The sequence below is a fragment of the Amycolatopsis alkalitolerans genome, from assembly GCF_006152065.1.
In the GTDB taxonomy this organism is placed as follows: Bacteria; Actinomycetota; Actinomycetes; order Mycobacteriales; family Pseudonocardiaceae; genus Amycolatopsis_E; species Amycolatopsis_E alkalitolerans.
Window position 1 is genome coordinate 147,069 of record NZ_VDFW01000006.1, and the last position, 14,808, is coordinate 161,876.

The window sequence follows — 14,808 nt, forward strand, 5'->3', positions numbered from 1 at the left end:
CCGCCGTGCATCACTGGGCCTTCACCGCCCCGTGCAGGAAGACGTCGATCAGCGCGCCGGTCCCCAGGCCGGCCTGGTCGTCGCGGGAACGGCTGAGCAGCAGCGATAGGAAGATCCCACCGAGTTGCCCCGGGGACAGTCGCAGCTTCTCGCGTTCCGGCTCGAACAACTCCGCGAGCGCCGCGCGCATCGCCTCGAACGAGGCCTTTCGGTCGCCCCGCTGGCCTCGCTTCCGCGTCCCCGAGCGGTGGATCGCACCCGCGATCGCGCCGAGCCGTTCGAGGTGCGCGGACAGCACGTCGGCGGCGTCCGCCAGCCGCTTCTCCAACGGTTCGTCGAGCGGGATCTCCGAAAGCAGTTCGAGCATCCCGTCCGGCCGTGTGGCCTCGAACACGCACGCCTCGACCAGTTCGTCCTTGTCCTTGAAAGCGCGGAAGATCGTGCCCTCGCCGATCCCGGCCGTGCGCGCGATCTGCGCTGTGGTCACCGCGGAGCCGTGCTCGGCGATCAGCGGCAGCACGGCTTGAATGATCATCTTCCGGCGGTCCTCGGGACTCATCCCCGGCGCGCGCCGCTTGGTCTCGGTCACGAGCCCAGTCTGCGGAGTGAGTGCTCACTCCGTCAAGCGGATAAAAGAAACCGGCCCTCACGGGAGGGCCGGTTTCCCTGGTCAGTACGTGATCGCGAGCGCCGGATCGGCCAGCAGCGCGCCGACGTCGGCGAGGAACTGCGAGCCCTGCTGCCCGTCGACCAGCCGGTGGTCGAAGCTCAGCGCGAGCTGCAGCACCTTGCGGACGGCGAGTTCACCGTCCACGACCCACGGCATGTCCTTGATCGCGCCGAAGGCCAGGATCGCCGCCTCGCCGGGGTTGATGATCGGCGTCCCGGTGTCGACGCCGAACACGCCGACGTTGGTGATCGTGATCGTGCCGTTCACCATGTCCTCGGGCGGCGTCCTGCCTTCGCGTGCGGTCGCCGTCAGCTGCTCGAGCGCGGCCGCGAGCTCCGGCAGTGACATGGCGTCCGCGTCGCGGATCTTCGGCACCATCAGCCCGCGCGGGGTCGCCGCGGCGATGCCGAGGTGCACGTAGTCCTGGTAGACGATCTCGCCCGCGGCCTCGTCCCAGGACGCGTTCACGTCCGGAGTCCGTTTCGCCGCAAGGCAAACGGCCTTCGCCGCGAACGCCAGCGGGGTGAGTTTCACGCTCGCGAAGGGCGGATGGTTCTTCAGCCGCTCACGCAGTTCCATCATCGGCGTCACGTCGATGGTCAGGAACTCCGTGACATGGGGTGCGGTGAACGCGCTCGCCACCATCGCCTGCGCGGTCGCCTTGCGGACGCCCTTGATCGGGACCCGCCGCTCGCGGGCGCCGGTCTGCGGAGGCTTCGCAGGGGCAGCCGCGCGCTGGACGTCCTCGCGCGTGATGACGCCGTCGGCCGAACCGGTCAGCGCGGTCAGGTCCACGCCGAGATCCTTCGCGAGCTTGCGCACGGGCGGTTTCGCCAGCGGGACGTAGCCCCCCTTGACGGCGACCGGCGCCGCCGGCGTCGCCTCACGGCGGGCACGGCGCTTCGCGGCGACCTTTTTCGAGCCGTAGCCGACGAGCGGTTTCATCTCCTCTTCGGCGGCGGCCCCGTTCGCCGACGAGGCGCCTGCAGGGTCCACGTCGATCGTCAGGATCGGTGCCCCGACCTCGACCGTCTGCCCGGGCTCCACGAGGATCTCGGTGACCTTGCCCGCCCACGGGATGGGCAGCTCGACCGCCGCCTTCGCCGTCTCGACCTCGACCACGATCTGGTTGACGGTCACCTCGTCGCCCGGTTTCACCCGCACCCCAAGGATTTCGGCCTCGGTGAGACCTTCGGCGGTGTCGGCGAGCAGGAACTGTTTGAAGTCCGGCACCGCTCACCACCCCAGCGATCGGTCGACGGCGTGCAGCACCCGGTCCAGGCCCGGCAGGTAGTGTTCCTCCAGTTTGGACGGTGGGTACGGCGTGTCGAAGCCGGTCACCCGCAGCACCGGCGCCTCCAGCGAGTAGAAGCACTCCTGCTGCACCCGCGCCGCGATCTCGGACGTGACCGAGGATTCCGACGGCGCCTCGGTGACCGCGATGAGCCGGCCGGTGCGGCGCACCGACTCGAACACCGGGCCGAGGTCCAGCGGCGAGATCGTGCGCAGGTCGATGACCTCCAGCGAGCGGCCTTCCTCCTGCGCCGCGGTGGCCGCGTCGAGGCAGACCTTCACCGAAGGCCCGTACGCGACGAGCGTCGCGTCCGTGCCCGTGCGCACGACCCGGGATGCGAACAGCGGGCCCGGCGGTGTTGTGGTGTCCACTTCGGACTTGAGCTGCCCGTTGTGGTACAGGCGCTTCGGCTCGAAGAAGAGCACCGGATCGTCCGACGCGATGGCCTGCTGGATCATCCAGTAGGCGTCGGCCGGGTTCGAGCACGAGACGACCTTCAGCCCGGCGATATGCGCGAACAGCGACTCGGGCGACTCCGAGTGGTGCTCGACGGCACCGATCCCGCCGCCGAAGGGCACCCGCACCACGACCGGCACCTTGATCTTGCCCTGCGTGCGGTAGTGCAGTTTGGCGAGCTGGCTGGAGATCTGGTCGAAACCGGGGAAGATGAACCCCTCGAACTGGATCTCGCACACCGGGCGGAACCCGCGTACGGCGAGGCCCACCGCGGTGCCGATGATGCCGGACTCGGCCAGCGGCGTGTCGAGCACGCGCTGCTCGCCGAAGTCCTTCTGCAGCCCGTCGGTGATCCGGAAGACGCCGCCGAGCTTGCCGACGTCCTCCCCGAGAATGATGACCTTGTCGTCCGCCTCCATCGCGGCTCGCAGGCCGAGGTTCAGGGCCTTGCCGATGGTCAGCGTCTGTACGGGGGACACGGTTTCGTCGATTCGCGATTTCACGGGGGCGGCCATCAGCCCTCACCCGCCCCGACGAAACCGGACAGGTACGCGAGGTACTCGTCGCGTTCGGCGTCCAGCACCGGCGACGGCTCCGCGTAGACGTTCGCGAAGACCCGTTCCGGCGGCGGTTCGGGCATGTTGAACGTGAACTCGCGCAACTCGGCGGCGAACGTGTCCGCGTCGGCCTGGACCTGGTCGAAGAACGACTGATCCGCGTGGCCGCCGCGGGCGAGGTACGCGCGCACGCGCTCGATCGGGTCCTTCAGCTTCCACGCCTCCAGTTCGTCCGAGAGGCGGTAGCGCGTCGGGTCGTCGGTCGTGGTGTGCGCGTCCATGCGGTAGGTGAAGGCCTCGATCAGCACGGGACCGTTGCCGTGGCGGCATTCGTCGAGCGCCCACCGGGTGACCGCGAGGCAGGCGAGCACGTCGTTGCCGTCGACGCGGATACCGGGGAAGCCGTAGCCGCGGGCGCGCTGGTACAGCGGCAGGCGCGACTGGCGTTCGGTCGGCTCCGAAATGGCCCACTGGTTGTTCTGGCAGAAGAAGACCAGCGGCGCGTCGTACACGGCGGACCAGACGAAGCCCTCGTGCACGTCGCCCTGCGAAGTGGCGCCGTCGCCGAAGTAGACGATGGTGGCTTCACCGTCGTCGTCACCGACTCTGCCCTCGAACTTCTGCCCCATCGCGTAACCGGCGGCGTTGAGGACCTGGTTGCCGATGACGATCGTGTACGGGTGGAAGCGGTGCTTCTGGTAATCCCAGCCGCCCTGGTCGGTGCAGCGGAAGATGCCCATCAGCTCGCGCATGTCCACGCCGCGCGCATACGCGACACCGTGCTCGCGATAGCTGGGAAAGGCCATGTCCTGTTTCCGCAGGGCTCTTCCGGAGCCGATCTGCGCGGCCTCCTGGCCCAGCAGCGGAACCCAGATGCCGAGCTGGCCCTGGCGCTGCATGGCGTTGGCCTCGCGGTCGGCGCGGCGGACCAGCACCATGTCGCGGTACAGCCCGCGCAATGCCTCGCTGTCGATATCGCCGATGTACCGGTCGAACCGGGGTGAGGCGACTCGCTCACCCTCCGGCGTGAGCAGCTGGGTCAGCTCAGCGCCACCTTCGGTCGTTGCTCGCAAACCCGCGATCACCTGCTCCGGGGACGGTTGCGCCGCTCGCGCGGCCGGTCCTTCACCGGGCTCCGGGTGCGTCCACTGTTCTGGGGACGACATGCGCGTCTCTCCTCGGTGTCGTGCCGCGAAGCCACTTGTGGCGGCTACGGCGGCGGCGCCGGCGGCCGCCTGCGCCTCGGGTCCGGAGCGCTCGGGCAGCCGTCGGCCGTGACGGCTTACGCGGCCATCCTGACACGAACGAGACCCGGCCGGTCAGTATCGACAGCTGATTTGTTGCCGAGAAAGATGCGCTGAGCTGCGAAAACCCTAGGACGCCCGATGATCAGAGCGCCGAAGGTCGGTCCCGCAACCGAGGGTTGAGCAGTACCTTGGCTCCGGCACCGCGCACCGATGCGGGCTCGGCGCCACAGCTTCGTGACTCGTTGTGACCTGCGTCACTGCCGAGAATGGCTGGCAGAATAGCCGCGTGGAGCAGACGAGCGTGCGTGAAACCGTGTCCAGGCTGTGGGAGACCGAGGTCGTGCCGAGCCTGTCGGAGCTGGTGAGGATTCCCGCCCTGTCGCAGGCGTTCGACGCGGACTGGGCAGCGAACGGGCATCTGGCCGCGGCTGTCGGGCATGTGCGCGGGTGGATCGCGGGGCGCGGGCTGCCCGGCGCAAAGCTCGATGTGGTGAGCATCGACGGCCGGAGCCCGGTGCTGCTGGTGGACGTGCCCGCGTCGCCCGGCGCGGAGGATCGCGGCACGGTGCTGCTCTACGGGCATCTCGACAAGCAGCCGCCGGTGGGCGGCTGGTCGGAGGGCCTCGGGCCGTGGAAGCCGGTGGTGCGCGGAGAAAAGCTGTTCGGCCGCGGCTCGGCGGACGACGGGTACGCGGGGTATGCGGCGACGACGGCGTTGGAGGCGGTGCACGCGGCGGGCGGGCAGCACGCGCGTGCCGTGGTGCTGCTGGAAACCGGTGAGGAGTCGGGCAGCCCGGACCTGCCGGCGTACCTGGAGCACCTGTCGGCCCGGCTCGGCGAGGTCTCGCTGGTGATCTGCCTGGACTCCGGCGGCAACGACTACGAGCGGCTGTGGCTGACCTCCAGCCTGCGCGGCCTGGTGCAGGTGCACGCGACCGTGCGGGTGCTGGAGTCCGCGCAGCACTCGGGTCTGGCGAGCGGGGTCGTGCCCAGCTCGTTCCGCGTACTGCGGCAGTTGCTGGACCGGATCGAGGACGCGGAGACCGGACAGCTCAAGCTGGCCGAGCTGAACGTGGAAATCCCGGCGAACCGGCTGGAGGAGACGCGCGCGAGCGCTGCCGTCGCGCCCGGCGCGATGCGCTCGGCGTTCCCCTTGGCCGACGGGATGCATCCGGTCTCGGACGACGAACTCGAGCTGATGCTGAACAACAGCTGGCGGCCGACGCTGTCCGTGATCGGCGGAGCGGGCTTCCCGGAACCCGCGAACGCGGGCAACGTGCTGCGCGAGTCGACGACGCTCGCATTGAGCTTCCGCCTGCCCCCGACGGCCGACTCGGCGGCGGCGCTGAACGCGGTGGAGAAGGCGCTGACCACCGGTGTCCCATATGGCGCGCACGTGGAGCTGTCGGGCGTCGAGCACGCGGGCGGCTGGAACGCCCCCGACGCGGCGCCGTGGCTGGCGGCCGTGCTGGACAAGGTGAGCACGGAGGTCTTCGGCGCGCCATGGCGCAGCGTCGGCCTCGGCGGGTCGATCCCGTTCATGGGGCTGCTGGCGGAGAAGTACCCGCAGGCGCAGTTCCTGGTCACCGGCGCACTCGGCCCGGACTCGAACGCCCACGTCCCGGACGAGTGGCTACACCTGGGCCAAGCGCGCCGCGTATCGGAGACGGTGGCCCACACGCTGGACGCGCACGCCCGCGGCTGAGGACGTGCACCCGGACTGACCGTCGTTGAATTAACCGGCTGTTACCTGCTCGTTGCCCGCGTCGTCGACATCACGCCGTGACCTCCCTGGTGCTGCGCACAGACCCATCCGGATGGCAGGATGCGTGGACTCACACGGTATGACCTACTAGGAGTGACCAACGTGGCGCGTGCAACACAAATCAAGGCGCTTGCCCTGCTGCCGGCCTTCGCGCTGGCCGGGCTGACCATGGCCTGCGGTGCGGGCGGCAACGGTTCCGGTGGCACGCAGCCCAGCAGCGGCGCCCCGGCCTCCTCGGCGATCCCCGCCGAGGCCAAGGACGCCAAGCTCGCCGCGCTGGTCCCGGCCGACATCGCCGGCGACGGCAAGATCGTCGTCGGGCAGGACCAGACCTATCCGCCGAACGAGTTCGTCGACTCCAACGGCAAGGTCGTCGGCTTCGACGTCGACCTCGGCAACGCGATCGGGCAGAAGCTCGGCCTGACCATGGAGTACCAGAACGCCGACTTCAGCGGCATCCTCGCGGGCCTCGCGGCGAGCAAGTACGAAATGGCGATGTCCTCGTTCACGGTCAACTCCGAGCGGGAGCAGACCGTCGACATGGTGACCTACTACTCGGCGGGCACCTCGCTGGGCGTGCTGAAGGGCAACCCCGAGAACCTCTCGCCGGACAACCTGTGCGGCAAGAACCTCGCCGTGCAGAAGGGCACCGTCCAGGTGGACGACGCGACCGCGCGCTCGCAGGACTGCACCAAGGCGGGCAAGCCCGCGATCAACATCCAGCAGTTCCAGGCGCAGACCGACGTGAACCTGCAGCTGACCACGAAGCGCAGCGACGCGATGCTGGCCGACTCGCCGGTCGTCGACTACGCGGTGACGCAGACCAACGGTGCGGTCGAGGTGGTCGGCCAGCCGTACGACACCGCGCCCTACGGGATCGCGCTCAAGAAGGGCTCGGGCCAGTTCGCGCAGGCCATCCAGGGCGCCGTGCAGGCGCTCATCGATGACGGCACCTACGCGAAGATCATCGCGAAGTGGAACCTGAGCACCGCGGGCGCCGTCCAGAAGTCGGAAATTAACCCGGCCGTGAGCTGATGACCGGAACGAACGAACGCACCGGCACCACCCCGGACGAGATCCGCGCGGTGCCGGTGCGGCACTACGGCCGGTGGGTCGCCGGCGTGGTCATCGTGTTCGCGGCGGTGCTCGTCCTGCGCAGTGTGGCGACCAACGCCAACATGGAATGGGGCGTGGTCGGCGACTACCTGTTCAACGACCGGGTCATCCGCGGGCTGCAGAACACCCTGATCCTGACCGCGATCTCGATGGTGATCGGGGTCGCCGGCGGGATCGTCCTCGCGGTGATGCGGATGTCGCCCAACCCGCTGACCTCGGGCGCCGCGGGGATCTACATCTGGCTGTTCCGCGGCACGCCGCTGATCACGCAGCTGGTCATCTGGAACTACCTCGCGCTGTTCTACCCCCGGCTGGGCATCGGGATCCCGTTCGGGCCCGAGTTCGCCGGGGCGAACACCAACTCGCTGATCACCCCGTTCATGGCGGCCCTGCTGGGACTCGGCCTGAACGAAGCCGCGTACATGGCCGAGATCGTGCGCGGCGGCATCCTGTCGGTCGACGCCGGCCAATTGGAGGCGGCGAGCGCGCTGGGCATGTCGCGCGGCAAGACGCTGCGGCGGATCATCCTGCCGCAGGCGATGCGCGTGATCATCCCGCCGACCGGCAACGAGACGATCGCGATGCTCAAGACCACCTCGCTCGTGGTCGTCATCGGGTACTTCGAGCTGATGACCGCGGTACAGCAGATCTACGCGCAGAACTACAAGATCGCCCCGCTGCTGATCGTCGCCGCGCTGTGGTACCTGTTCCTGACGTCGGTGCTGACGCTGATCCAGATGCAGATCGAGAAGCACTTCGCCCGCGGCACGTCGCGTGCCGAGGCGACACGCGTGACCTGGGCGAACCGCATGCTCGGCTTCCGGTTCGGCAACCGCGACCAGGGAGGGCAGCGGTGACGCCCATCGTGCAGGCGCAGGGCATCCACAAGCGGTTCGGCCGCCTGGAGGTGCTCAAGGGCATCGATTTCGAGGTGACCGAACGGGAGGTCGCCTGCCTGATCGGCCCGTCGGGGTCCGGCAAGTCGACGCTGCTGCGGTGCATCAACCACCTCGAGAAGATCAACGCCGGGCGGCTGTTCGTGAACGGCCATCTCGTCGGCTACCGGCAACGCGGGGACAAGCTCTACGAGCTGCGGGAAAAGGAGATCGCCGAGCAGCGCCGGGAAATCGGCATGGTGTTCCAGCGGTTCAACCTGTTCCCGCATATGACCGCGCTGGACAACGTCATCGAGGCGCCCGTGCAGGTCCGCGGCGAGAACAGGGCGCAGGCCCGGGCGCGCGGCCGTGCGCTGCTTGCGCAGGTCGGCTTGGCGGACAAGGAAAAGTCCTATCCCGGCCAGCTGTCGGGCGGTCAGCAGCAACGGGTCGCGATCGCGCGGGCGCTCGCCATGCAGCCGAAACTGATGCTGTTCGACGAGCCGACCTCGGCGCTGGACCCGGAGCTCGTCGGCGACGTGCTCGGCGTGATGCGGCAGCTCGCGGCGGACGGGATGACGATGATCGTGGTCACGCACGAGATGCAGTTCGCCCGCGAGGTCGCGGACAAGGTCCTGTTCATGGACGGCGGTGTCGTGGTCGAGGAGGGCCCGCCGGATCAGGTCGTCGGCGAGCCGCGGCATGAGCGGACACGGGCGTTCCTGTCCCGCGTGCTCAATCCGAACGCCTGACGTCGTAGGTCGACGGTGCCACGCGAACCAGGCGTGGTGACGCGTTGAGGGCGTTGCGCAGGCCTTCGCGGGTGATGGGCCTGGTGAGCTTGGCCCGGATCTCGTCGAGGTGCAGCGGCCTGCCGGCGCTCGTGATGAGGCGGACGGCGTTGTCCGTGCTCGACGTACTGGGTTCGGCGTACGGCTCCAGATGCCAGGATTCGAGCGCGAACGTGCTCGGCGCGACGCGCACGAACCGGCTGTCGGCGTTGAGCCGGTTGTACAGCGGGCCGCGGCTGTAGGGCCGGTCCATCCGGTGCAGCAGTTCGTCGAGATGCAGCGGTGCACCGGCCTGCGACAGCAGTTCGGCCGCCGTGTCGGTCGCGGTCGGGCCGCGTGCCGCGCGCCGGCCTGCTGAGACGCGTTCGACGATCCGGTGCAGTGCCCGCCGCGGTTGGCGCAGTTCCGCCGCCGAAATGCGGTACCCGCAGTGCGCGAGCCAGGCGACGAGTTCGTCGTCGGTGAGCATGAAACCGCGTGCGGCGAACAGTTCCGCCGGGGTTTCCGCGCGCAGCGCCTCGCCGAGCGCCGTCACCGCCTCCCTGGTCCTGGCGACCGCCGTCACCACATCCGGCACCGTCGCCCACCCGTGATCGACCTCGAACACCCCGCCGAACCGGGCGAGCACTCGCCAGGCGGCGACATTCGGGGCTATCACGGGATAGTCCAGCTCGGGATGGCGCTCGAGCAACCGCGCCAGCGGCAGTACGGGGGCGATCTCCGCGCGCAGCCGTTCGGCCCACTCGGTCAGCGCGCCGCCGCGCGCGAGCGCCACCCTGACCCGGTCGGCGAACTCGGCTTCGATCACGCTTCGCTGTTCCGGCGCGGGTAGGTACTGGCCGAACCAGCGGTAGGCGCCCTCCTCGTCCGCCCACAACCGGCGCCTCAGCGCGGCCAGCTCTCCGTAGGTCACCTTGTCGGTGACCTCCCTCAGCTGTCCGAGGGCCTCCTCCATCCCTTCGACGATAGCCGCGAAACCCAGTGACCTCAGCGAAACTGCCCTACCGGAGTAATGGGGCGACTAAGGTCGGTTCGGACCTCGAAAGAAGGAGAACGTGCGGATGGCGAATGGCCAGGCGGGACCGGCGGAACGCGAACTGCCACCGCTCGACCCGTTCGCCGGAGTGCCGGACGCGCGGTACCACCTGTCGGCGGAGGAGCTGCTCCGGCCGCTGCTGGAACCGGGCAGCGGCGGCCTGCTGCGATGGCGCAGGCAGGCCAGCAACGCGCCCATCGTGCCGGTCGAAAACGCCTACGTGACGGGCAGGCTGGACCTGCGCGGCGCGGATCTCGACTGCCTGTTCCGCTTCGAGAACTGCCGGTTCGACCAAGCGCCGGACGTGCGCGAGGCGAAGCTGCTGGGGCTCGTGTTCCGCCGGTGCTGGCTGCCCGGGCTCAAGGCCCGTAACCTCCGCAGCCGCAATGACGTCCGGCTCATCCGCAGTGTCGTGCAGCCGTTCCCCGGCGGTACGGACGACGGCGAAACGGCGGTACAGCGCGGGGACACGCGCGAACGCGGGGTGCCGGACGCGGCCATCAACCTGACCGACGCGGTCATCGAGGGTTCGCTCGTGCTGACCCGCACCCGGATCGCCTCCGCGTTCGGCCGCGCCATCCAGGCCGACCGGCTCCAGATCAACGGAGCGCTGCTCGCGTACCGGCTCAAAGCGGACGGGCAGGTGCGCGTCCCCGGCATGCGGACCGGCGGCAACGTCAACTTTTCCGGCGCCACGCTGAGAAATCCGGGCGGGTTCGCACTCGACGCGAACGGGGTGCAGGTCGGCGGCAGCCTGCTGTGCGAGGTCGACAACTTCGGCGCTGGTGACCAGCGGCAGGCCTTCAGCGCCCGCGGCATCCTGCACCTGCCGAGCGCCCGCGTCGACGGGGACATCGTGTTCCGCGGCGCGGATCTGGCGAGTCCCCAGCGCGGTGCGATCGCCGTGGAGGCCTGGGATTCCAGCGATCCCTACGTCGATCCGTGGCCTGCGGTGGTCGCCGACCGGATGCGGGTCGAGGGCAACGTCGAGCTGTCCGACGGGCTCTCGGCCGTCGGCACGCTGCGCATGATCAACGTGCGCATCGGCGGCACGCTGCGGCTCGCGCGGGCCCGGGTGAAGGTGACGCGCGGCAAGATCGAGCCGTTCTACGACCGTGCGTTACATCTCGACGGCAGCGAGATCGACGGGGACCTCGAAGCGACCGGGCTGGACGTGCCTTCGGGCCAGCTGCGCCTCGCGGACGTGCGCGTCGGCGGCAACGTGCTGGCCGCGCACGCGCAGCTGCGGCACGGCGGGCGGGACGTGCTGTCCGCGCGGCGGTTGAAGGTCGCCGGCAACCTGCAGCTCACCGACGCGACGATCGAGGGCACGCTGCGGTTGCAGGGCACGGAGGTCGGCGGCAGCGTCGAGCTGTACGGCACCGATGTCAGCGCGCCCAACGTGCGGGAGCAGACGAGCTACTCGGTGGACGTGCGGACGGTCCGGGCCGGGCGCAACGTCAGCCTCACCACCTCCGGGGACCGGCATTTCCGCGCGACCGGCGGGGTCAACATGGACGGGGCGAGGGTGGCCCGCCGGGTGGACCTGACCGGTGCGGAGCTGGATTCCGTGCCAGGGCACGACGTCGCGCTCGACGCGAGCGATCTCACCGCCGACGAGCTGCTGCTGAACCCAGGGACGATCCCGCGCGGCCGGATCGTGCTGCGGCACGCGCACTGCCGCACCCTCGACGACAACGACGAGTTCTGGGAGACCACGGGCGGGATCGAGCTCGAGGACTTCCAGTACGACATGCTCCGCCGGCCGATCGAGATGAAGAACGACCGCGCGGTGAACGTCCGGATCCGGCAGCTGCGCGCCGCGATGGCGGGCTACCGGCCCGGCCCGTACGACCAGCTGGCGGCGATGCTGCGGGCGAGCGGGAACGAGGAGCATGCGGACACGGTGCTGTTCCGCAAGCAGCAGTACCGGTACGAAGCGCTCGCGCAGGGCTATCGCGTGTTCGGGCCGGGTGTGCGGTTGTGGAGCTGGCTGCAGCGCTGGATGGTCGGCTACGGGTACCGGCCGGTGCGGGCGCTGGGCTGGCTGGTCGGCCTGCTGGCCGCCGGCAGCCTGTATTTCTGGTTGGGCAACGACTCGTGCGTGCACGACGTGCGGGAAGGGGTGAACCAGTTGCTCGTGCTGGGTCCCCGCTGCGCGATCAACTCACAGGACAGCGGTATGCAGTGGAACCCGGTGCTGTACACGCTGGACCTGCTGGTGCCGATCGTGGACTTCGGCAACAAGTCACGGTGGTACATGCATGGTCTGGACAAGTGGGTCAGTGGCGGGTTCATCGCGATGGGCTGGATCTTCGCGACCACGGTCGCGGCGGGCGCCGGCCGGATGATCCGGCGCGACGCCCCCAGCAACCCCCGCTGAAAGCGCTTTCTCACTGGGGCAGGTGCGGGCGGTTGCCCGGCTCCTGCGAGGGCGGGGTCTGCGTCGCGGGCAGGTTCGCCGCCTCGTAGCGGGACAGGGTGAGCGGGCCCGAGGTGTCCGGCAGCAGCGCCATCCTTGACCCGCCGCGCCCCCCGCTGAAAGCGCCAAGCATCGAAACGACGCCCCCGCGCGGGTCAACGCAACCAAACAACGCAACCGGCACCGAGTGTGGGGGGTCCAGGGGGGCGAAGCCCTCCCTGGCGGGGGGTTGGGGGTCCGACCCCCAAAGGCAATGGCGAGGGACGCTCGGCTCGCGCTTTCCGCGAGCACAGCTCACCCCGTCCCGAGCGGACGACGGGATTCGAACCCGCGACCCTCACCTTGGCAAGGTGATGCGCTACCAGCTGCGCTACGTCCGCATGCCCCGTTCGCGAGGCGTTGTTTACTCTATACCGTGGCCTTCAGGGGCGTGACAGGCACCCGGTCGGAGGTAACTCTGTCACTCCCGGAGTACAAGGGGTGACGGCAAGCGTTTCGCTCCGTATGGTGTCCCCATTCAACCGAACGGGTCAATCCCGCCCGGGGAGGAGGTGCCTGGCCGGATGACGGAAGAAGCAACGGTACCGGAGCAACGCACGGTATCGGCCGATGAACAGGCACTTCTGCGTCGCCTCCGGGCCGGGGAGGATCGGGCGTTCAGTGAGCTCTTCGAGCAGCACTCGGGCGCCGTGCGGCGGCTGGCTCGTGGGATAGCCAGCGACGCTTCCGAGGCGGAGGACATCACCGCCGAAACCTTCTTCCGGGTGCTCCAGGCGCTCCGGCGCGGGTCGGGCCCGCGTGATCACATCCGCGCTTACCTGCTCACCGTCGCCCGCCGGGTGTCCTGGGAGTGGCATGGGTCGCGCCGTGACGTTCCGGTCACCGACGACGAGTTGACGGTCCGCGTGGGCGCCGGTGTGGACGCGCATGCCCGCACCGCGGAGCACACGTTGATCGCGACCGCCTTCACGAGCCTTCCGGAGCGCTGGCGCACGGTCCTGTGGCAGACGGAGGTCGAAGGTGAGCAGCCGGCGGTCGTCGCCCCGCATTTCGGGTTGAGCGCGAACGCGACGGCGGCGCTCGCCCGCCGCGCCCGGCAGGGGTTGCGCGCGGCGTATCTGCAGGCCCATCTCGCGATGAACCGTACCTCGGACGTCAGCTGCCGCGGCGTGATCGAGAAGCTGGGCGGGTACACCGCGGGCAGCGTGACCGGGTCGGAGGCCGCCCGCATCCGCACCCACCTTCTCGGCTGCGCTTCGTGTCGCGCGATGCACGCCGAACTGCGGGACGTCTGCTCCTCCCTGCGGTCGCACGCCGGGGTGCTGGCGATGCTGGTGCCTTCGACTGCGGCGGTCGCCGCGTCGGGACATGGCGCGCTCGCCACGCTCAAGGGGCTCGTGCTCTCGAAGCTCAAGGTCGGGATCGCGCTCGTGTCCACGGCGGCGGCCGGGGTCGTCGGCGTCACCGTGGGCCCGGCGCTGATCAACCCCGACCACGCGCAGACCGTTGGCCTGCCGCAGAGCGGGATCGAACTGCGGATCGCGCCGACCGAGCCCTCGCTGCTGAGCCCGCCGCCGCAGCAGCCCGTGACGCCGGACGAAGCGACGCTGCGGCTGCCCGGGGCTCCGGTGATCGTGCAGCGGGAAGCCCAGGCGCCGCCCCCGGCCGGCGCGGTCGCGACGGCGCCGGCCGGGCCCAAGCAGGCACCGGCCGCGCCCAAGCAGGTGCCCGCCGCGCCGCCGCAGAGCCAGCAGGGGCGCAGCGATCCACCGGCCACGTCGTCGCCGTCCTCGTCGAGCGGCACCGCGCGCGACGACCTCGACTCGACGTCCAGCACCCCGCCCAGCAGCACGAAGCCGGGCAAAGCCCGTAACGGGAACAAGAACAACAACTCGCGGGCCGGCACCGCGCCGAACAACAACCTCCGTGCGGACCCGCCGCCGGCCGATGCCGACGTGACGGCGACCCAGGCGGCGAAGCCGTCCGGGGAACACAGCACGTTCTTCTGGTGGTTGTTCGGCCCTGGCGCGCGTAACGCCTCCGGTTGATCTTGGTGCGGATCTCGCGCCACGGGCCCGGGCCACGCTACCGTTGAGCACGCTCACGAACGACGGAGCGTGTCCAGGAGGCCACGAAGCATGAACCGCCGGGTGCAGGGGCTGGACGGCCGCGAATGGACGGTCCGGGCGCAGATGGAGTGGCGCCGCCCCGTGACCGTCGAGGATTTCGAGCATGACGTGGCGGGCAGCCCGGCGCCAGGCGTCGCGATGCTCTCGGTCACCCTGGTGCTCGCGGTTATCCTGGTCGCATGGCTACCCGAAGGGGTCGTCGTGCCGGCCTGGGTGATCTGGGGCCTGCTGCTGATCGCGCTGTTCTTCCCGCTGCGGTGGGTGCTGAACCGGCCGTGGGGCGTGGTCGCGGAGACCGACGGCGACGCGCTGGGCGATCACCCGCCCGAGCGCTGGGTCGGCGTGGTGTCCGGGATGTTCCGGGTGCGCGGCGAGGTGGCGAAGGTCGTCAAGGCCATCCGGACCGAGGGCCTGCCGGACTTCGACGGCCCCCTGCATCCCATGGAGTGA

General features: G+C 69.8%; 13 protein-coding genes and 1 tRNA gene. 7 read left to right on the forward strand and 7 right to left on the reverse strand.

Features of this window, described 5'->3' with window-relative positions; translation table 11 throughout:
• Nucleotides 1-10: 10 nt before the first annotated feature.
• From FG385_RS09775 to pdhA, 4 genes are all read right to left on the reverse strand, one after another.
• Nucleotides 11-559, reverse strand: coding sequence for a TetR/AcrR family transcriptional regulator (locus FG385_RS09775; protein ID WP_139096440.1), 549 nt, complete (start codon nucleotides 557-559; stop codon nucleotides 11-13).
• A gap of 111 nt (nucleotides 560-670) precedes the next feature.
• Nucleotides 671-1,903, reverse strand: coding sequence for a dihydrolipoamide acetyltransferase family protein (locus FG385_RS09780; protein ID WP_139096318.1), 1,233 nt, complete (start codon nucleotides 1,901-1,903; stop codon nucleotides 671-673).
• Between the two features lie 3 nt (nucleotides 1,904-1,906).
• A complete protein-coding gene (locus FG385_RS09785) occupies nucleotides 1,907-2,935 on the reverse strand; it encodes an alpha-ketoacid dehydrogenase subunit beta (protein ID WP_139096319.1) in 1,029 nt (342 codons plus the stop codon).
• Complete coding sequence (gene pdhA, locus FG385_RS09790; protein WP_139096320.1) at nucleotides 2,935-4,143, reverse strand: pyruvate dehydrogenase (acetyl-transferring) E1 component subunit alpha; 1,209 nt, start codon at nucleotides 4,141-4,143, stop codon at nucleotides 2,935-2,937. The genes FG385_RS09785 and pdhA overlap by 1 nt, the downstream gene beginning before the upstream one ends.
• Nucleotides 4,144-4,510: 367 nt before the next feature.
• Here pdhA and FG385_RS09795 point away from each other — a divergent pair, with 367 nt between their 5' ends.
• From FG385_RS09795 to FG385_RS09810, 4 genes are all read left to right on the forward strand, one after another.
• A complete protein-coding gene (locus tag FG385_RS09795) occupies nucleotides 4,511-5,929 on the forward strand; it encodes a M20/M25/M40 family metallo-hydrolase (RefSeq protein ID WP_200834382.1) in 1,419 nt (472 codons plus the stop codon).
• Nucleotides 5,930-6,091: 162 nt separating this feature from the next.
• Nucleotides 6,092-7,024 (forward strand): ABC transporter substrate-binding protein, encoded by a 933-nt coding sequence (locus tag FG385_RS09800; protein WP_235022480.1) that lies wholly within the window; start codon nucleotides 6,092-6,094, stop codon nucleotides 7,022-7,024.
• Complete coding sequence (locus FG385_RS09805) at nucleotides 7,024-7,962, forward strand: amino acid ABC transporter permease (RefSeq protein WP_139096323.1); 939 nt, start codon at nucleotides 7,024-7,026, stop codon at nucleotides 7,960-7,962. Before FG385_RS09800 ends, FG385_RS09805 begins: the two co-directional genes overlap by 1 nt.
• Entirely contained in the window at nucleotides 7,959-8,732 is a 774-nt protein-coding gene (locus FG385_RS09810) for an amino acid ABC transporter ATP-binding protein (RefSeq protein ID WP_139096324.1), read from the forward strand. Before FG385_RS09805 ends, FG385_RS09810 begins: the two co-directional genes overlap by 4 nt.
• Here the strand turns inward: FG385_RS09810 and FG385_RS09815 are convergent.
• Nucleotides 8,716-9,726, reverse strand: a complete 1,011-nt coding sequence (locus FG385_RS09815) for a hypothetical protein (RefSeq protein WP_139096325.1) — start codon at nucleotides 9,724-9,726, stop codon at nucleotides 8,716-8,718. The genes FG385_RS09810 and FG385_RS09815 overlap by 17 nt on opposite strands.
• A 106-nt stretch (nucleotides 9,727-9,832) precedes the next feature.
• Between FG385_RS09815 and FG385_RS09820 the strand changes: the two genes are divergently transcribed.
• Complete coding sequence (locus tag FG385_RS09820; RefSeq protein WP_235022481.1) at nucleotides 9,833-12,190, forward strand: translocation/assembly module TamB domain-containing protein; 2,358 nt, start codon at nucleotides 9,833-9,835, stop codon at nucleotides 12,188-12,190.
• A 10-nt stretch (nucleotides 12,191-12,200) separates the two neighbouring features.
• Here the strand turns inward: FG385_RS09820 and FG385_RS35295 are convergent, their stop codons facing one another.
• Nucleotides 12,201-12,323 (reverse strand): hypothetical protein, encoded by a 123-nt coding sequence (locus FG385_RS35295; protein WP_268815919.1) that lies wholly within the window; start codon nucleotides 12,321-12,323, stop codon nucleotides 12,201-12,203.
• A gap of 213 nt (nucleotides 12,324-12,536) precedes the next feature.
• Nucleotides 12,537-12,609: transfer RNA gene (locus FG385_RS09825), tRNA-Gly, on the reverse strand.
• Between the two features lie 183 nt (nucleotides 12,610-12,792).
• Between FG385_RS09825 and FG385_RS09830 the strand changes: the two genes are divergently transcribed.
• Both FG385_RS09830 and FG385_RS09835 read left to right on the forward strand, forming a co-directional pair.
• Nucleotides 12,793-14,277, forward strand: a complete 1,485-nt coding sequence (locus FG385_RS09830; protein WP_139096326.1) for a sigma-70 family RNA polymerase sigma factor — start codon at nucleotides 12,793-12,795, stop codon at nucleotides 14,275-14,277.
• 90 nt (nucleotides 14,278-14,367) lie between these two features.
• Complete coding sequence (locus FG385_RS09835) at nucleotides 14,368-14,808, forward strand: DUF983 domain-containing protein (protein WP_139096327.1); 441 nt, start codon at nucleotides 14,368-14,370, stop codon at nucleotides 14,806-14,808.

Coding starts and splice junctions, on each gene's coding strand:
- FG385_RS09805 (WP_139096323.1), top strand. CDS start 7,024: ATGACCGGAACGAACGAACGCACCGGCACCACCCCGGACGAGATCCGC.
- pdhA (WP_139096320.1), bottom strand. CDS start 4,143: ATGTCGTCCCCAGAACAGTGGACGCACCCGGAGCCCGGTGAAGGACCG.
- FG385_RS09830 (WP_139096326.1), top strand. CDS start 12,793: ATGACGGAAGAAGCAACGGTACCGGAGCAACGCACGGTATCGGCCGAT.
- FG385_RS35295 (WP_268815919.1), bottom strand. CDS start 12,323: ATGGCGCTGCTGCCGGACACCTCGGGCCCGCTCACCCTGTCCCGCTAC.
- FG385_RS09835 (WP_139096327.1), top strand. CDS start 14,368: ATGAACCGCCGGGTGCAGGGGCTGGACGGCCGCGAATGGACGGTCCGG.
- FG385_RS09820 (WP_235022481.1), top strand. CDS start 9,833: ATGGCGAATGGCCAGGCGGGACCGGCGGAACGCGAACTGCCACCGCTC.
- FG385_RS09815 (WP_139096325.1), bottom strand. CDS start 9,726: ATGGAGGAGGCCCTCGGACAGCTGAGGGAGGTCACCGACAAGGTGACC.
- FG385_RS09775 (WP_139096440.1), bottom strand. CDS start 559: ATGAGTCCCGAGGACCGCCGGAAGATGATCATTCAAGCCGTGCTGCCG.
- FG385_RS09785 (WP_139096319.1), bottom strand. CDS start 2,935: ATGGCCGCCCCCGTGAAATCGCGAATCGACGAAACCGTGTCCCCCGTA.